Origin of the sequence: Ralstonia sp. 1138 (genome assembly GCF_040544795.1) — a bacterium.
Classification (GTDB): Bacteria; Pseudomonadota; Gammaproteobacteria; order Burkholderiales; family Burkholderiaceae; genus Ralstonia; species Ralstonia flatus.
This window is the reverse complement of record NZ_JBEPKQ010000007.1, coordinates 145128-163980: the sequence shown is the minus strand read 5'-3', so window position 1 is coordinate 163980 and position 18853 is coordinate 145128. Positions and strand designations below refer to the sequence as shown.

10 protein-coding genes are annotated in these 18853 nt (G+C 67.0%); 9 read left to right on the top strand and 1 reads right to left on the bottom strand.

What is annotated here, in order from left to right:
* The first annotated feature begins 45 nt into the window (after positions 1 to 45).
* The 9 genes from rpoC (at position 46) to recQ (ending at position 17912) form a co-directional block, all read left to right on the top strand.
* The gene (gene rpoC, locus ABIC76_RS24370; RefSeq protein ID WP_009241878.1) at positions 46 to 4275 is read left to right on the top strand and encodes a DNA-directed RNA polymerase subunit beta'; all 4230 of its coding nucleotides are present in this window, start codon (positions 46 to 48) and stop codon (positions 4273 to 4275) included.
* Between the two features lie 259 nt (positions 4276 to 4534).
* The gene (locus tag ABIC76_RS24365; protein WP_354535486.1) at positions 4535 to 6391 is read left to right on the top strand and encodes a DUF2138 domain-containing protein; all 1857 of its coding nucleotides are present in this window, start codon (positions 4535 to 4537) and stop codon (positions 6389 to 6391) included.
* Entirely contained in the window at positions 6388 to 7092 is a 705-nt protein-coding gene (locus ABIC76_RS24360) for a DUF1175 domain-containing protein (protein WP_354535485.1), read from the top strand. Before ABIC76_RS24365 ends, ABIC76_RS24360 begins: the two co-directional genes overlap by 4 nt.
* 8 nt (positions 7093 to 7100) lie before the next feature.
* On the top strand, positions 7101 to 11885 hold the full coding sequence (locus ABIC76_RS24355; protein WP_354535484.1) for an alpha-2-macroglobulin family protein: 4785 nt from the start codon (positions 7101 to 7103) through the stop codon (positions 11883 to 11885).
* Positions 11886 to 11891: 6 nt separating this feature from the next.
* Positions 11892 to 13622 carry a YfaQ family protein gene (locus tag ABIC76_RS24350; protein WP_354535483.1) on the top strand — a complete coding sequence of 577 codons (1731 nt, stop codon included), beginning with the start codon at positions 11892 to 11894 and terminating at the stop codon, positions 13620 to 13622.
* A gap of 8 nt (positions 13623 to 13630) precedes the next feature.
* Positions 13631 to 14422, top strand: a complete 792-nt coding sequence (locus ABIC76_RS24345; protein ID WP_232041201.1) for a YfaP family protein — start codon at positions 13631 to 13633, stop codon at positions 14420 to 14422.
* 10 nt (positions 14423 to 14432) lie between these two features.
* Complete coding sequence (locus tag ABIC76_RS24340; protein WP_354535482.1) at positions 14433 to 15275, top strand: YfaP family protein; 843 nt, start codon at positions 14433 to 14435, stop codon at positions 15273 to 15275.
* 20 nt (positions 15276 to 15295) lie between these two features.
* Complete coding sequence (locus ABIC76_RS24335; RefSeq protein ID WP_354535481.1) at positions 15296 to 15886, top strand: class I SAM-dependent methyltransferase; 591 nt, start codon at positions 15296 to 15298, stop codon at positions 15884 to 15886.
* Positions 15887 to 15998: 112 nt separating this feature from the next.
* On the top strand, positions 15999 to 17912 hold the full coding sequence (gene recQ, locus ABIC76_RS24330; RefSeq protein ID WP_027680277.1) for a DNA helicase RecQ: 1914 nt from the start codon (positions 15999 to 16001) through the stop codon (positions 17910 to 17912).
* Here the strand turns inward: recQ and ABIC76_RS24325 are convergent.
* On the bottom strand, positions 17909 to 18829 hold the full coding sequence (locus tag ABIC76_RS24325) for a LysR family transcriptional regulator (protein WP_354535480.1): 921 nt from the start codon (positions 18827 to 18829) through the stop codon (positions 17909 to 17911). The genes recQ and ABIC76_RS24325 overlap by 4 nt on opposite strands.
* Positions 18830 to 18853: the final 24 nt, after the last annotated feature.

Here is an 18853-nt window from a genome sequence, read left to right as displayed (position 1 = left end):
TTTGGGTCACACCAAGGCGCCAGCCTCAAACTCAAGGAGTTTGGAATGAAAGCATTGCTCGACCTATTCCGTCAGGTACAGCAAGAAGAGCAGTTTGACGCGATCAAGATCGGCCTCGCGTCGCCTGAGAAAATCCGTTCGTGGTCGTTTGGCGAAGTCAAGAAGCCTGAGACCATCAACTACCGTACGTTCAAGCCCGAGCGTGACGGTCTGTTCTGCGCCAAGATCTTCGGCCCGATCAAGGACTACGAGTGCCTGTGCGGCAAGTACAAGCGCCTGAAGCACCGTGGCGTGATCTGCGAGAAGTGCGGCGTTGAAGTGACGCTGGCCAAGGTGCGCCGTGAGCGCATGGGCCACATTGAACTGGCTGCGCCGACCGCGCACATCTGGTTCCTGAAGTCGCTGCCGTCGCGTCTGGGCATGGTGCTCGACATGACGCTGCGCGACATCGAGCGCGTGCTGTACTTCGAAGCATTCGTCGTGGTTGAGCCGGGCATGACCGCGCTCAAGAAGAGCCAGATCATGTCGGAAGACGACTACCTGGCCAAGTGCGACGAGTACGGCGAAGGCGAGTTCGTCGCCATGATGGGCGCCGAAGGCATTCGCGAGTTGCTGCGCGGCATCGACATCGAGAAGCAGATCGAGACGATCCGCGCCGAGCTGCAAGCTACGGGCTCGGAAGCCAAGATCAAGAAGTTCGCCAAGCGCCTGAAGGTGCTCGAGGCATTCCAGCGTTCGGGCATCAAGCCGGACTGGATGATCCTCGAAGTGCTGCCGGTGCTGCCGCCCGAGCTGCGTCCGCTGGTGCCGCTGGACGGCGGCCGTTTCGCCACGTCGGACCTGAACGACCTGTATCGCCGCGTGATCAACCGGAACAACCGTCTGAAGCGTCTGCTCGAGCTGAAGGCGCCGGAGATCATCGTGCGCAACGAAAAGCGCATGCTGCAGGAAGCGGTGGACTCGCTGCTGGACAACGGCCGTCGCGGCAAGGCGATGACCGGCGCCAACAAGCGTCCGCTGAAGTCGCTGGCTGAAATGATCAAGGGTAAGGGCGGCCGTTTCCGTCAGAACCTGCTGGGCAAGCGCGTGGACTACTCGGGCCGTTCGGTCATCGTGGTGGGCCCGACGCTGAAGCTGCACCAGTGCGGCCTGCCCAAGCTGATGGCGCTCGAGCTGTTCAAGCCGTTCATCTTCCACAAGCTGGAAACGATGGGCATCGCCACCACGATCAAGGCGGCGAAGAAGGAAGTGGAAAGCCAGACGCCGGTGGTGTGGGACATCCTCGAAGAGGTGATCCGCGAACACCCGGTGATGCTGAACCGTGCGCCGACGCTGCACCGTCTGGGTATCCAGGCGTTCGAGCCGGTGCTGATCGAAGGCAAGGCCATCCAGCTGCACCCGCTGGTCTGCGCGGCGTTCAACGCCGACTTCGACGGTGACCAGATGGCTGTTCACGTTCCGCTGTCACTCGAAGCGCAGATGGAAGCGCGCACGCTGATGCTGGCGTCGAACAACGTGCTGTTCCCGGCCAACGGCGATCCGTCGATCGTGCCGTCGCAAGACGTGGTGCTGGGTCTGTACTACACGACCCGCGACAAGATCAACGGCAAGGGCGAGGGCATGACCTTCGCCGACATCTCGGAAGTGATCCGCGCCTACGAGAACAAGGAAGTCGAACTGGCTTCGCGCGTGAACGTGCGGATCACCGAGTATGAGCTGGTGAACCCGGAAGCCGACGGCGACGCCCGTTTTGCACCGAAGATCACGCTGCAATCGACCACGGTCGGCCGCGCGATCCTGTCGGAAATCCTGCCGAAGGGTCTGCCGTTCTCGGTGCTGAACAAGCCGCTGAAGAAGAAGGAAATTTCGCGCCTGATCAACACGGCATTCCGCAAGTGCGGTCTGCGCGAAACCGTGATCTTCGCTGACAAGCTGCTGCAGTCGGGCTTCCGCCTGGCAACGCGCGCCGGTATCTCGATCGCCATCGACGACATGCTGGTGCCGCCCGCCAAGGAGAAGATCATCTCCGAGGCGGCCGCCAAGGTGAAGGAATACGACAAGCAGTACATGTCGGGTCTGGTGACGGACCAGGAGCGTTACAACAACGTCGTGGACATCTGGGGCGCCGCCGGCGACCAGGTGGGCAAGGCGATGATGGAGCAGCTCCAGACCGAAGACGTGGTCGACCGCAACGGCAACACCGTCAAGCAAGAGTCGTTCAACTCCATCTACATGATGGCCGACTCGGGCGCACGGGGTTCCGCAGCGCAGATCCGTCAGCTCGCCGGTATGCGTGGCCTGATGGCCAAGCCGGACGGCTCGATTATCGAGACGCCGATTACCGCGAACTTCCGCGAAGGCCTGAACGTCCTGCAGTACTTCATCTCGACCCACGGTGCACGTAAGGGTCTGGCGGATACGGCACTGAAGACCGCGAACTCGGGTTACCTGACCCGTCGTCTGGTCGACGTGACGCAGGATCTGGTGGTGGTGGAAGACGATTGCGGCACCTCCAACGGCGTGGCCATGAAGGCCCTGGTCGAAGGCGGTGAAGTGATCGAAGCCCTGCGCGACCGTATCCTGGGCCGCGTGGTCGTCAACGACGTGGTGAACCCGGAAACGCAGGAAACCGCGATCGAAGCCGGCACGCTGCTCGACGAAGACATGGTCGACCTGATCGACGCGCTCGGCGTGGACGAAGTGAAGGTCCGCACGCCGCTGTCCTGCGACACGCGTTACGGCCTGTGCGCTAAGTGCTACGGTCGCGACCTCGGCCGCGGTGTGCTGGTGAACTCCGGTGAAGCAGTCGGTGTGATCGCTGCTCAGTCGATCGGTGAGCCGGGTACGCAGCTGACGATGCGTACGTTCCACATCGGTGGTGCGGCATCGCGTGCGGCAGTGGCATCGAGCGTGGAAGCGAAGGCAACCGGTACCGTGCGTTTCACGGCGACCATGCGTTACGTCACCAACGCGAAGGGCGAGCAGATCGTCATCTCGCGTTCGGGCGAAGCGCTGATCACCGACGACCACGGCCGTGAGCGTGAGCGCCACAAGATCACGTACGGCGCGACGCTGCTGGTCAAGGATGGTCAGTCCATCAAGGCCGGCACGCAGCTCGCCACGTGGGATCCGCTGACGCGTCCAATCATTTCGGAGTACTCGGGCACCATCAAGTTCGAGAACGTCGAAGAAGGCGTGACCGTCGCCAAGCAGATGGACGAAGTGACCGGTCTGTCGACGCTGGTGGTGATCGATGCGAAGCGTCGTACCGCTGCCACGAAGGGCATCCGTCCGCAGGTGAAGCTGCTCGACTCGTCGGGCGCCGAAGTGAAGATCCCGGGCACGGACCACTCCGTGACCATCGGCTTCCAGGTGGGCGCGCTGATCACCGTGAAGGACGGTCAGCAAGTGCATGTGGGTGAAGTGCTCGCACGTATCCCGACCGAATCGCAGAAGACGCGTGACATTACCGGTGGTCTGCCGCGTGTGGCCGAACTGTTCGAAGCCCGTTCGCCGAAGGACGCCGCCGTGCTGGCGGAAGTCACCGGTACGGTTTCGTTCGGTAAGGACACCAAGGGCAAGCAGCGCCTGGTGATTACGGATCTCGACGGCAATGCCCACGAGTTCCTGATCGCCAAGGAAAAGCAGGTGCTGGTGCACGACGGCCAGGTGGTCAACAAGGGCGAAATGATCGTCGAAGGCCCGGCCGACCCGCACGACATCCTGCGTCTGAAGGGCGTGGAAGAACTGGCGACCTACATCGTCGACGAAGTGCAGGACGTGTACCGTCTGCAAGGCGTGAAGATCAACGACAAGCACATCGAAGTGATTGTTCGTCAGATGCTGCGCCGCGTGCAGATCGTCGATACCGGCGACACCCGCTTCATCCCGGGTGAACAGGTGGAGCGTTCGGACCTGCTCGACGAGAACGACAAGGTGATCGCGCTGGGCAAGCGTCCGGCGACCTACGAAAACCTGTTGCTGGGTATTACGAAGGCATCGTTGTCGACCGACAGCTTCATCTCGGCGGCGTCGTTCCAGGAAACCACGCGCGTGCTGACCGAAGCCGCCATCATGGGCAAGGTCGACGACCTGCGTGGTCTGAAGGAAAACGTCATCGTTGGCCGTCTGATCCCGGCCGGTACCGGCTTGGCCTACCACCGCGCCCGCAAGGCGAAGGAAGTGGCCGACCGCGACCGCGCTGCGGCGATTGCCGAAGAAGAAGCCGCTTCGATCTTCGAAACGCCTGCTGTTCAGCAAGAAGGCGACGCGTAAGCGATCGCTTGCAACACCATCAAAGCCCGGCCACGTGCCGGGCTTTTTTTTGCCCGCAATTTGGCCCCGGGCCGTGTGCAGACACGAAACAACACCGGCGTTGCCCGATTCCGAATTTCTCGAAACGTTAACCCGCCTTAACATGCCAACCGCTATGATTTCGCGGTTATAGACCGGCACTTTTTACAATCTGCGCGCCCTCCAGCGGAGCAGGTTCCAGCAAGTCGCCGGCCCCTCCAGTCTTGCCGACGATTCCTCCATGAAGCTCACACGCAAGCAGATCGCCGTTGGTGCGGTCGCCCTGGTCGTTGCCGGCGCGGCGGTGGTGCAGATGGTCTGGCACCCGTTTGGCCGCACACGCGCGCTGCACGCCCGCCAGGTCCAGCTCGACCTGACCTATCCCGACGCCCTCATCGACAGCCAGAGCCTGTCGCAACTGCCGCGCGACGTGCTGCGTGTGCCGCTGCTGCGCGACGTGCTGACCGAAGATTTCGTCGCCTATTACGAAGGCAACGAAGACCGCCTCTCGGTGGCCGGTGCGCTGCGCCGCCTGGCGTACGAGCAGAAGCTCGACCTGGCCGAGACCGTGCTCAAGCACGTGTTTGACGAGCCCGCGCGCGTGATGCTGTGGCGCGGCCCGGACGACAAGCTGCGCTACTGGGTGCTCTCGATGCAGCGCAACGGCCTGGCCAAGGCGCTGGAAGCTGTCGCCACCGTGGCCACGAGCGATGCACAGCTCAGCAAGGTCGCCGATGGGCTGGGCGATTCGGGCGCGCCGGTCTATGCGCTCAGGCTTTCGGCCACGCGTTCGATCCTGATTGCCTGCAAGGGCGACCGGCTGATCGCGCTGTCCGAGCCCGGCATGCTGCTGGACAAGGACGGCAAGCCGATCTCCAAGCAGGCGAACGCGCTGGCGGCGCTGTTCTCCGACGACGCCGGCAAGCGCAATGTGCAAGGCACGGCGTACGCGCTGCCCGCGCAGGAACCGACGGGCCATCACGTTGTGGTGAGCGCCAACTATCTGTCGTTCGGTTATCAGCAATACTTCCCCGGCATTGAAGCGCTGCGTTTCGACTTCAGTGCGGGCAAAGACGGCGGGGGCAATGGCTGGCAGAGCGCCGCACTCATCGACCCGGCCCGGCTTTCTGCCAAGTGGGACAACGCCGGGCTCTGGCGCGCGCTGCCGTCTGACCCTGCTGCGTGCGCGACGCTGCCGGTCGACTGGAAGGCCGCCGGCACGCTGCTGAAGTCCGTGGCGGGCGATGCCAAGGAGATCGGCGACGCCGCCGCGCATGTCGGCGATGCATTTGCGGGGCCGGCTGCTGCGTGCTGGTACGGCAAGTCGTCGCTGGTGGCGCCGTTGTTCGTGGCGAAGCTGGCATCGGCGTCGCAGGCAGAAGCCGTCAAGCCGGCGCTCGGCGCGCTGTTCGGCCAGATTGTCGGTTCGTACGAAGCCAAGGCCCAGGCCGATGACAAGTCCGGTCCGTACAAGCGCCTGCCGGTGACGACAAAGCCGGGCCCCGCCAACGCCACGCTGTGGCAGCGCCCGGTCAGCGCGCGCTACGGTACCGCGCAGTCGGCCGGTGCACCGTTTGCGGCGCAGCTGTCGGCGGATCGCTACTTCCCGGTCACGCTGGCGATTGCGGGCGACGTGGTCGTGTTCTCGCCGGACGCGCGCCTCGTTGAAGACGCCCTAGCGGTGCTCGCCAAGCGCTTCCCCGCCGTGGCCGATAGCCTGCCGAAGGACAAGACCGATCGCATCGTCCTGACGATGACGCCCGCATCGCTCGCGCCGCTGGTTCGCCGCGAAGCCGGTGCCGCGCTGCCCGCCGATCAGGAAGCGGTGTTCCTGAACGCCGCGCAGACGCATCTGTTCCCGAAGCTCAAGGCGTTGTCGCGGTACGCGCCCGTGTCGCTGGCGCTGGACGGCGGTGTGCCGTCGGCGCGCGGTTGGGTGCCGGTGACGTGGCTCTCCAGCGGCCGCGGTCTGCCTGCCGGTGGCGATGGCACGCCGCCCCCGGCTGACGCAGCGGCAGCGCAAGCTCCGGTGTCCGACGCGCCCGCCACAGCGGCTGCGGCGCCCGCCTCCGAAGACAACGCCAGCACGCAGCAATGACGTTGCGCGCCCGGGCCGCCGCGTTGAACCGCCGCCGTTGGTTGACGGCGGCTGGCGTCTGCCTGCTCGCTCCGTCTGTACATGCGCTGTCGGGCTGGGCCGACACGGCTCCGGCGGATGCCGATGCCCTTACGGCGGACCAATCGAGCGTGTTTCGCGCGTGGTTCGTTCGCATCGTCAACGAGCAGCTCCGCCAAGGCCCGACGCCGCGCTGGACGCATCGCGACTGCGCCGGCCTCGTGCGCTTTGCCGCCGGCGAGGCGCTGCGCCCCCACGACGCCCGCTGGCTGCGCGCCAACGGCATGCGCGATGCCGAATCCACACGGCAACTGCCGCCCGAGCTGAATCTCACGCCCGCCCAACGCACGCTTACGCAGCGGTGGGCACGCTTCGATGGCAGCACCGGCGCGTATGTCTCGGCGCTGGGGCTCATCCAGCAGAACAGCCGCTTCATCGCCAAGGACGTCAACCAGGCGCTCCCGGGCGATCTGCTCTTCTTCGATCAAGGCGACGACCAGCATCTGATGATCTGGATGGATCGCTACATCGCTTACCACACCGGTACCGTCACCCGCACCGACAACGGCCTGCGCGCGGTCCCGGTTTCTGAACTGATGCAATGGAAAGACTCGCGCTGGCAGCCGCAGAGCGGCAACCCCAACTTCATCGGCGTGTTTCGTCTGGCCTTTTTGACACGGTAGAAAAACTCATGCGCAACCGTTGGCTGTCGTTCAATCTCGTTGCCGCCGTCTGCGTGACGGTGCTGGCGTTGGTCGCTTCGGTGCCCGCAGCGCACGCGGCTGACGCGCCGGAAGCGCCGAACCCCACGCTGTTCGACGTGCCGGGCAGCGGCTACGAGCCGATCAAGGGGCAGCCGTTCTTCCTGCTCTCCGATGCGAGCTACGGCACCGATCAGGAAGCGCTGGTCCGCCTCGAAGCCCCGGGCCGCGAATACAAGGACGAACTTTCCCGCTACGGCGGCGCAGACATCCTCGTCTACCGCGTGCCGCAGCCGCTGGAGTTTCTGCAGGCGCAGAAGAACCTGCACCGCATCGACGTCAAGGCCAACTACACGGGCGAAGGCCTGGCCAACACGCTGGCCTATCTGTGGGACAACTGGACGCGCCAGGCCCGCCGTGCCTGGCAGCGCGTGTTGTCGTTCGCCACACGCAGCAAGGCCGTGGAGACCGCGCCGCAGTTCAGCATGGGCGACCAGATGACCGCGCCCACGCGCTTCTCGAACAACCCGCAATACGCGCCGCTCAAGGGCTACGAGTTGCTGGGCCGGTTCCGCTACCCGATCTGGGATGCCAAGCCCATTGCGCCGCCCAAGGACGTGAAGCTCGAAGGCAGCAGCAGCGAATGGATGCCGCAGAACGCCGGCAACGTGATGATCCCGGTGGGCAAGCTGCCGGCGGGTCTGTACATCGTTGAAGCCGTGATTGGGGCGTACCGTGCGCATACGCTGCTGTTCGTGTCGGACACCGTGGCCGTCACCAAGGGCACGTCGCAAGGGATGATGGTGTGGACGGCCGAGCGCAAGAGCGGCAAGCCGGTCAGCGGTGCATCGGTGAACTGGACCGACGGCGTAGGCGTGCTGGCCTCCGGCACCACCGAAGCGGACGGCACGGCCGACCTGCGCCACGTCTCGCCCGAACGCAGCTACGTGATCGGCAGCGACCGCGCGGGCGGCGTGTTCATCTCCGAGAATTTCTATTACGACAGCGAGATCTACAACACCAAGCTGTACGCCTTCACCGATCGCCCGCTGTATCGGCCGGGTGACGAAGTGAGCGTCAAGTTCATCGGCCGCAATTTCAAGAACGCGACCGAATCGACGGTGCCGGCGGCCGGCGACATCAAGCTGCAAGTGCTCGACCCGAATGGTGCGCCGGTGGCTACGACGACCACGCGCCTGACGGGCGAGACGGGCGCTGACGCGCGCTTTACGCTGCCGTCCAACGCGCCGGCCGGCGGCTACTCGCTGCGCTTCGACTACAACGGCGGCACATACGGCGGCGCCTTCCGCGTGGCCGAATACATCAAGCCGCACTTTGACGTGAACCTGTCGCTCGACAAGGCCAGCTACGGCACGGGCGAAGCGGTCAAGGGCAAGATCAGCCTGCGCTATCCGGACGGCAAGCCGGTCAAGAACGGCAAGGTGTCGGTCAGCTTGCGCGCGCAACAGGTGACGATGGTGGAAGGCGAGCTGCGTTACGCGGGCCTGTTCCCCGTCAAGCTGGAGCAGCAGGAGCTTGTCACCGATGGCGACGGCAACGCCAAGCTGGAGCTGCCCGCCGCCAAGGAACCGAGCCGCTACGTCGTGACCGTGTTTGCCAACGATGGCGCGGCGTACCGCGTGAAGGTGACGCGCGAATTGCTCATCGCACGTGGCGCGACGCCGTACAAGCTGTCGACCACGTCGAACTTCACCACGCCGGGGCAGAACGTGTCGTTCACGCTCACGCCGATGCCGGTTGCGAGTGGCGCAAGCGGTGCCAGCGCGCCGCCCGCCAAGTGGGACCTGGTGCGCCTGGAAACGCGCACGCGCACCGAAGGCACACTCACCCCGGATGCCAAGGGCAACGCCACGTTCCCGGTCAAGTTTGACCAGCCGGGCTCATACACGCTGTCGGTGCGCGATGCTGCTGGCAACCTGCTCGCCGCATCGAGCCACTGGGTCGCCGGCGACGGCGTGCAGACCGTGCCGGGCAACATCGAAATGGTGTTCGACCGCGATCGCTACCAGATTGGCGACACGGCGGAAGCGCTGATCACCTTCCCGCTGCCGGTGGACGACGCGCTGCTCACGCTCGAGCGCGACAAGGTGGAGCGCCACGCGCTGCTCACGCGCGGCGGCGAATGGCTGAGCCTGCAGAAGGTCACGCCGTCGCAGTATCGCGCGCGCATCAAGATCGGTGCAGAGTTCGCGCCCAACATGACGTTCTCGGTGCTGTACGTGCGCGACGGCGACATGGTGTTTCAGAATGCCGGCATTGTCGTGACGCAACCGACGCTGGACCTGGGCGTGCATGCCGACAAGGCCGTCTACGCGCCGGGCGAGACCGTCACGCTGGACCTGACCAGCGCGCTGGCGGGCAAGCCTGTACCGGCCAACCTGACCGTGTCGGTGGTCGACGAAATGATCTACGTGCTGCAGCCTGAAGTGGCGCCCAGCATCGTCGACTTCTTCTATCACCCGCGCCGCAACAGCGTGCGCACCACGTCGAGCCAGAGTTTCATCAGCTATGACCTGGCGCTTGCGTCGCTGCCGGGCAAGCCGGGCGGCACGTACGGCCGTCACAACGAGCGCGGCGTGAAGGTGCTCGAACGCCCGCGCCGCGACGAGAAGGACACCGCTGCCTGGGTCGCCAACCTGCAGACCGGCGCAGATGGCCGTGCGCGCATGACCTTCAAGATGCCGGATTCGCTGGCGCGCTGGCGCATCACGGTGCGCGCGGTGTCCACCACCGGCGCATCGGACGGCATCGTTGGCCAGCGCACGGCGAGCATCCGCTCCGACAAGCCGCTGTACCTGAAGTGGACCGGCCCGCAGCGCTTCCGCGAAAGCGATCAGCCGCGCCTGGACATGGTCGCCTTCAACCAGACCGACAAGGACATCACCGCCGACTGGATCGTCTCGGGCGCCGGCCTGAACATCAACCAGCGCGTGACGCTCAAGCGCGGCGCCAACTACCTGCGCGCGCCCGTCACGGCGCTGCAGGCGGGTGTGGTCAATGCCGAGCTGAAGCAGGACGACAAGGTTTCGGACCGCCTGCAGACCACGCTCAAGCTGGATGCGACCGGCTGGCTGGCGGACCGCGAAAACGTCGTCCCGCTCACGCAGCTGCAGGGCACGCGCCTGCCGCTGGGCCTGCCCGCCGATGCGCGCGACGTGCGTCTGCGCGTGGTCGGCAACACGGCCAGCCAGTTTGCTCGTGTGGCCGATGACCTCATCGAATATCCGTACGGTTGCGCCGAGCAGACCGCCAGCCGGCTGATTCCGCTGGCACTGGCCCAGCAGAGTCTGGCGGCCACTGGCACGCGCCTCGGCGACGGCGGCCCGGCTGGCACCCAGGGCGTCGACGCGCTGCTGCGCACGCAACGCCAGCGTCTGGCACTGCTGGCGGGCACCAACGGCACCTTCGGCTGGTGGGGCGAGCTGACCACCAGTAGCGCGCTGATCACGTCGTATGCGTATTACGCGGATTGGCTTGCCAGCCGTTCAGTCGGCATCAGCCTGCCGGCAGACAACTGGAAGCAGGTCCTCGAAGCCTACAAGCGCACCAGCCAGAACGAGCCGCTGCTGCACCGCGCGCTGGCGCTGTGGTTTGCCAACGAGATGGGCTTGCCCGTGGCGACGCCGCTGTCGGGCGTGGCGAACGAGCTTGCACCCAGTGGCGGCAAGGCGCCCAAGGCCTCGGCCGACGCCGACCCCGCCGCGGGCGACAGCCTGATCTTCGTGGCGCCGGATTCGCCGCGCGGCCGTCAGGTAGCGACGGTGCTGACGGCACAGCTGATGCGCCAAGTCGGCCAGCCGGTGCCGGAAGCGCTGGTCTCCGCTGACATCGCCGCGCGCAATGCGTTGGCTGCCGACACTTCCCCGCTGGTGCAAAGCCTGCTGCTGATGGGCGGTGGCCGCTCGGCTACCGACCCGGCACCGCTGCTGGCCCGCGCCAGCGCCGCCATGCCGACGATGGATCGCGCGGTGGCGCTGGTCTGGCTGCAGAAGGGTTTGGGCGGCCTGCAAGGCGCCAGCGTTGCCACCATCCAGCCGGCCGTCTCGGCGGGCGGCTGGCAGGCGACGCGCTCGCCGGTCGGTGTGCCGACGTGGCGCTGGACCGGCGCGCAAGCCCCCGCCGCGCTGGACCTGACGACGGCGCCGACCGATGTGACCACGCAATCGGCCATCGTGTCGTACCGCAGCCGCGCCGCCGAGGCCTCCAAGCTGCCGATCACGGTGGAGCGCAAGCTGTACCGTCTGGAGCCGATCGATTCGGCACCGGCCAAGCCGGACCCGAAGGCGCCCAAGCAGCCGGCGGCCGACACCAGCAGCAGCGGCATCGCCTTTACCGCCAAGCCGGTCAAGCCGGGCGACACGCTCGACAGCAACGCGCTCTACGTCGACGAGGTCGTGCTGACGCCGCGCCAGGGCACGTACCGCTACGGCCTGGTCGAGGTGCCGCTGCCGCCGGGCGCCGAAGTGGAAGCCACCACGTGGGGCATCCAGATCGACGGGCTGAAGGGTGAGCCGAACGAAGGCAACGGCGCGCAGGCGTTCGAGCGCAAGGCCGCGTACGAAATGGGCCAGCTCTCGTACAACCAGCCGGTGCCCGCCCTGGAGCGCCCGACCGTGCTGCGCCAGCTGGTGCGCTTCTCGCTGCCGGGCCGCTTTGCGCTGCCGCCGGTGCGCTACTTCCGCATGTACCAGCCGGAAGCCAAGGCGTTCCAGGGCGACGGCAAGACGGCCAGCTATCCGTTCAAGGTGGAGTGATCGGCGATGCTTTCCCGCCTGCTCGCGCGTGGTGTGCTGACCGGCCTGCTCTGGGCTGGCGGCGCCTGCGCGCTTGGCGGGCAGACTGGGCACGCCATGGCCGCGCCGGTGGGGCAGTCGCTTCCACCGTTGCGATATGCCGCGTTGCAAGGCGATGACGCCAAGCTCTGGCAGTTCAGCGCTGACCCTGCCGGCGGCGTGCCGCAAGCCACCGCGTTGCCGCGCGACACCGAAACACCGCTCGGCAGCGTCTGGAAGCTTTTCGTCTACAGCTACCTCGTCTCGCGCCGCCTCAGCACGCCCGACTACACGTGCCACGGTAACGACCCTGAAGAGGTCTACTGCTGCACCGCCGGCAACAGCATCGACCGCGAGCGCGCGCTCATCCAGTCGTGCGGACGCTATTTCGAACCGGCGCGTCTCGGGCTGGACCGCGCGGATTGGCGGCGCTTCTGGCAGCAAGCCGGATCGCCCACATGGCTGCGCGAGCTGCGTGCCATGCAGCCGACGCATCGCGTGCCGGTCGCCGATCTGCTCACCGCGCTGCGCAGCGTTCCGGCCGATGGGCGCGAAACGGCCGCGCAAACGCTCGTCTCTGTGCTGACCGTCGGGCGTGGCGAGGGCACGGTGTCGGACTTCGGCGGCCTGTTGCGCGCCAAGACCTGGACGATGCCCGACCCGCAGCGGCCCGGCGCGTCGATCGGCGGGGCCGCGGGCTGGCTGGCCGACGGCACGCCTGTCTGGCTGGGCGGTGCCGGGTCGAGCAACCAGGTGCTGGCCGCTGCCGCACCGCGCCTGACGCCGCTGATCGAACAGACGCCCGTGCCCGACGACGATGCCTGTGTCGTGGTGGACTTCTTTGCGCGCTATCCGATTCGCGAGGTGCGCGACGCCAGCGGCAAGCCGGTCGCCGCCGGTCGCCTGGAAGGCCGCTATGCCGTGCGCTTCGTCAACGGCAACACGCTGCCGATCGAGAGCAAGGGCGAGTTGACGCTCGCGCGCCAGAACAACGTGCCCGTCATCAGCGGCCGTCTGGGCATGAACGACTACGTGGCGCGCGTGGTCGAGCGCGAAGGCGAACTCGCCGAGCCGCAGGCCGCGCGTGCGTTGGCCGTGGCGGCGCGCAGCTACCTCGTGCAGCACGCCTCGCGCGACAAGGGCTGTTACCGCATCGCCGACAGCTCGCGGACGCAGCGCGTGCTGCCGCGCCCGCCGCAGGCCGCTGCGCGCAACGCCGCCGAATTTACCGACGCGCTGGTGCTGACCGGCCAGTCCGTGCAGTACCACGGCACCATCAGCGCGCGTGGCCAGATGAGCTGGACCGCGGCGCGCGCCGCCGCGCAAAGCGGCCAGGGGTTCGACGCAATCCTCGCGCAGTGGTGGCCGCAGGCGACGCTCACGTCGTTCCAGAGCCCGGTGGCGGGCGATTGCGCGCCGGTGGCGGGTGCGCAGCAGTGGCTGCAGGCGCGCGCGCCGGGTTGGTCGGCCCGCCTGGCTGCCGAGCCAGGCTACGAGGCGCCGCCGCTGCCCGCCGTGTGCGTCGTGCACGAGGGCCGGCCGTACGCTGATGCACGCCGCAACCGGCTCTACGTGCACCGGCTCGCGACCGAGGAAGACCGCATCGCGCTGACGCACGAATATCTGCACCTTGCCTTTGCGCGCCACCCGCGCGGGCAGGACGAACAGTTTGTCGAGGCGATGGCGCGTCGCCTGATCCGAGGGGAGGGTTTGCTGTGAAGAGTGGGATGACGCGCTTGGCGCTGGGCACCGTTGCGCTGCTGCTGGCCGCTTCGGCGCTGGCTGAGCCGGTGGCCGATCTGGAAGGACCGATCGGCGGATGGCGCAACAGCAAGCTGACCAACGAGCTGGAGCAATACACCGCGGCGTATCCAAAACCGCCCGTGGACCGCGGCGCCCAAAAATACCGCACGCTCATCGCCGGACGCATCCGCGCGGCCGGCAAGCAACGCCGCCCGCCGGTGCTTGTCGTCAACGGCAACGCCATGCCGCTGTATGGCGACGGCGAAGGCCGCTTCGCCCGCCCCTGGGCGTTCGGCCCGGGCTCGAACAGTGTCGAAATCGTCAGTGCCGACGGCCAATCGCGCCAACGCCTGCAGTTCTACGAGGCCGACACCACCAAGACGTCGGCCAAGCTGCGCGCCGTCCTCACGTGGGACGACCCGCGCGCTGAGGTCGACATGCACGTCATTTCGCCGATTGGCGATCACGCGTTCTGGGCGCAACCGCTGCTGTCCGACGGCGGCGGCCTCGACGTGGACAGCGTCGACGGTGCGGGCCCCGAGATTTTCTCGACCGCCGCGCCGCGCCCCGGCGTGTGGCTGTTCTACGTGAACTACTGGGGCAACTTCAACGCCGGCGGCTACAACTTCGACGAAAAAGCGCACGACCGCGATCTCATCACCGCGCAACTGACGCTGATCTATAACGAGAACACGCCAAACGAGCGGCGCGAGTTTGTCAGCGTGCCGCTGCGCAAGATCGGCGAGCTGGCGCTGATGAAATCGATCCGCTTCTGACGTGACCCACATGACGCCTTCCACTTTCCGTCTCGCCGTTGTCATCGCGCTGGCCACCTTTGCGGCCGCGGGCAGCGTGCTCGCGCAAACCGATGCCGGCAATGTCGAGATCACCGCGCCGCTCAACGGCTGGCGCAATTCGGCGGGCGACGACTCCCGCTACACGCAGGACGTGCATTACCCGGCGGTGTCGGTGTCCACGCCGCAAGGGCAGGGCGTGGCGTCCATGATCGCCGGGCGCATCCGCAACCAGCCGAAGGCGGCCGCAGCAACCGACGAGAACAACCCGCGCCGCCGCCGTGGCGCCGATGGCGCGTCGGTCGGTACGCTGATCGTCAACGGCGTGGCCATGCCGCAGCGCATCGAGGCCGACGGCACGTTCTCGCGTCCGTACGCATTTGGCGCGGGCAGCAACAGCGTCGAGGTGCGCAGCGCGCGCGGTGACGCCAAGCGCGTGCAGTTCTACGACAGCTACACCGGCAAGCAGCGTCCGCGTTTGCGCGTGGTCCTCGCGTGGGACACCGACGGCACCGATCTCGACCTGCATGTCATCTCGCCCGACGGGCAGCACGCCTGGTACGGCAACCGCGTGGTTGAAAACGGCGGCGCGCTCGACGTGGATGTCACCACCGGCTACGGGCCAGAGATCTATTCGAACCCGGCGCCGGTGCCCGGCACGTACCTCGTCTACGTGAACTATTACGGCAGCGGCAACGACCGCAGCGCGATCACCACCGCCACCGTCACCATCATTACCGACGAGAACACGCCGTCCGAACGCCAGCAGACGTTTGTCGTGCCGATGCGCAAGGCCGGCGATCTGACGTTGCTGCGCAGTTTCACGATGAAGTAGCCCACACGACCGGAGTCGCCATGGACACGCAGACCGTTGCCGCCTACGACGCGCTCGCCGAAACCTTCGCGCAGGAGTGGCGCGACCAGCCGGCGCCTGAAGACCTGTACGCGCTGCTGCGCCGCGAGTTCAAGGCAGGCGGCGCCACCGCCGACATCGGCTGCGGCGCGGGGCGCGAGGTGGCGTGGCTCAACGCCAACGGTTATCCGGCGGTCGGCTACGACGCGTCTGCCGCGCTGCTGGAAGCGGCACGCGAGCAATATCCGGGGCTGTCGTTCCGGCACGCGTTGCTCCCCGAGCTTGTCGGCATTGCCGAAGGCGCGTTCGACAACGTTCTCTGCGAGACCGTCATCATGCATCTGCCGCCGGACCAGATTGGTGCGGCGGTGCAGCGGCTGGTGTCGTTGCTGCGCCCGGGCGGCACGCTGTATCTGAGCTGGCGCGTCACGCCCGACGCCGACCAGCGCGATGGGCGCGGCCGGCTGTTCACGTCGTTCGATGCGGCGCCCGTGCGCGAGGCGCTGGCCGGCACTGAAGTGGTTTTCGACGAAGCGGCCGTTAGCCAATCGTCGGGGCGGACGATCCATCGCATCGTTGCACGCAAGGTCTGAGCGCAGCGTTTCCGACAATCCGACTGTCCTGATTGACCGCCCCTCGGCGGGGTTTGTCACAATAGCGGTTTCGCCCAGCCCGCGCGTGACACCGCGCGCACCCGCCGTCCCGATGTACGACTCTCCCGCCATAGATCACGCGCTGCAGGCGCTGCCCGAAGACACCGCCGCCGCCACGCATGCGGTGCTGCACGATGTGTTCGGCTACAGCGCCTTCCGCGGCCCGCAGGCGGAAATCGTCGCGCACGTCGCCGACGGCGGCGATTGCCTCGTGCTGATGCCGACCGGCGGCGGCAAATCGCTCTGTTACCAGATACCCGCGCTCGTGCGGCACCGGCGCGGGCAGGGCGCCGGCATCGTCGTGTCGCCGCTGATTGCGCTGATGCAGGATCAGGTGGCCGCGCTGGAAGAGGCTGGCGTGCGCGCGGCGTATCTCAACTCCGCGCTGACGGGCGCCGAGGCCGCGCAGGTCGAGCGCGATCTGGCGGCAGGGCGGCTGGACCTCGTCTACGTGGCGCCCGAGCGGTTGATGACGCCGCGCTTCCTCGAGTTGCTTGAGCGATCGCGCATCGGCCTGTTCGCCATCGACGAAGCGCATTGCGTGTCGCAGTGGGGGCACGACTTCCGGCCCGAGTACATCCAGCTTTCCGTGCTGCACGAGCGTTTCCCGCACGTGCCGCGCATTGCGCTCACGGCCACGGCGGACGCCGTCACGCGCGACGAGATCGTGGAACGGCTAGCGCTGACGGACGCACGCGTTTTCCTCTCCAGCTTCGACCGCCCGAATATCCGCTACACCATCGTCGAGAAGGACAGCGCGCGGCAGCAGCTGCTGCGCTTCATTCGCGCCGAGCACATGGACGGCGACACCTGCGACGCCGGCATCGTCTACTGCCTGTCGCGCAAGAAGGTGGAAGAGACCGCGCAGTGGCTGGCCGAGCAGGGCATCCGCGCGCTGCCGTATCACGCCGGGATGGACTCCGAAGTGCGCGCCCGCCATCAGGCGATCTTCCGCAAGGAGGAGGGCGTCGTGATGGTGGCGACCATCGCGTTCGGCATGGGCATCGACAAGCCGGACGTCCGCTTCGTTGCGCACCTTGATTTGCCCAAGAGCCTGGAGGGCTACTACCAGGAGACCGGCCGCGCCGGCCGCGACGGCCTGCCCGCCAACGCGTGGATGGCGTATGGCCTGGCCGACGTGGTGCAGCAGCGCCGCATGATCGACGAGTCCGATGCGGACGATGTGCACAAGCGCGTCTCGACCGCCAAGCTCGAAGCGCTGCTCGGCCTGTGCGAAGCCGCAACCTGCCGCCGCGTGGCGCTGCTTGCGTACTTCGGCGAAAGCAGCCAGCCCTGCGGCAACTGCGATACGTGCCTCACGCCGCCGCAAACCTGGGATGCCACGCGCGAGGCGCAGATGGCGCTGTCGTGCGCATACCGCGTCCAGCAAGCCAGCCGCGTGAGTTTTGGCGCGGGCCAGCTCATCGACATCCTGCGCGGCAACGCCACCGAGCGCATCAAGCAGTGGCATCACGAAACGCTGTCCACCTTCGGCATCGGCAGCGATCTGTCCGAAGCCGCTTGGCGCAGCGTATTCCGCCAGTTGGTCGCGCAGGGCTTGTTTGCGGTGGACCACGGCGGCCACGGTGCGTTGATCCTGACCGACGCGGCGCGCCCCGTGCTCAAGGGCGAGCAGCCGGTGATCCTGCGCCGTCAGGCCGAGAAGGTGCGCGGCGCGTCGTCATCGTCGACGAAGAAGGAGCGCCGCGCCGATCCGGCCGCCGAGCTTTCCACCGAGGCGCAGGTGCGCTGGCAGGCGTTGCGGGCCTGGCGGACGCAGGCCGCGCGCGAGCACAGCGTGCCGGCGTATGTGATCTTCCACGACGCCACGCTCGCGCGCATTGCGGAGACCGATCCGGATTCGCGCGAGGCGCTCGGCGAGCTGCCGGGTATCGGCATGGCCAAGCTGGACCGCTACGGCCAGGCGCTGCTCGACGTGCTGGAGAAGTGCCGCGAGCAAGCCTAGGCGGACGGCGGCAATGGCCCCATCACGCCGGTGCGGCTCAGGTGATCGCCCAGGAAATCGACAAACGCCCGCACCTTCGGCAGCAGATGCACACGCTGGGTGAACACGGCGTGCAGGGGCACCTCGCGCGCTGTGTAGCTCGTCAGCACCGCCTGCAGCCGACCGGCCGCAATATCGTCGCGCACGAGATACGCCGGCCCGAGCGACACGCCCAGCCCTGAACGCGCCGCCTCGCGCAGGACGAGGCTGTTGTTGGCGAGCATCGAGCCGGTGACGTGTGCGACGTGACGCTGGCCGGCAGCGTCCGTCAGCACCCAGTCGTGCGGCCCGTCGTAGTTGGCGTAGACGAGGCAGTTGTGGTCGCGCAAGTCCTCCGGCGACTGCGGAATGCCCCGCTCGCGAAAATACGACGGCGCGCCGTAGATGGCGTGCGCGCAGTCCGCCAGCCGCCGCGCCACCAGCGACGAGTCCTCCAGCATGCCGATGCGGATCGCCACGTCGATGCGCCCCGCCACCAGATCCGCGTAGCGGTCGTTCATGTCCAGATCGATCTGCACTGCGGGGTAGCGCGCCTGGAATGCGCCCAGCAGCGGCGCCAGCAGTGTCACCGCAAACGAGGCCGGCGCCGACACGCGCAACGTGCCGCGCGCCTCATCGCGCAAGGCGCTCACGGCCTGCTCCGCTGCATCGACGAGCGCCAGACCTTCGCGGCTTTTCTCGAAGAACGCGGCGCCTGCTTCGGTGAGCGACAGGCGCCGCGTCGTCCGTTGCAGCAGGCGCGTCTGCAACCGCGCCTCCAGCCGCGCAAGCGCCTTGCTGATCACCCCGCGCGACATGCCCAATGCATCGGCCGCCGCCGAGAGGCTGCCGCGCTGCACGACCTGCACGAAGACCACCACGTCAGAAAGCCGATCCATATTTGCGCACGTATGGAAACAATA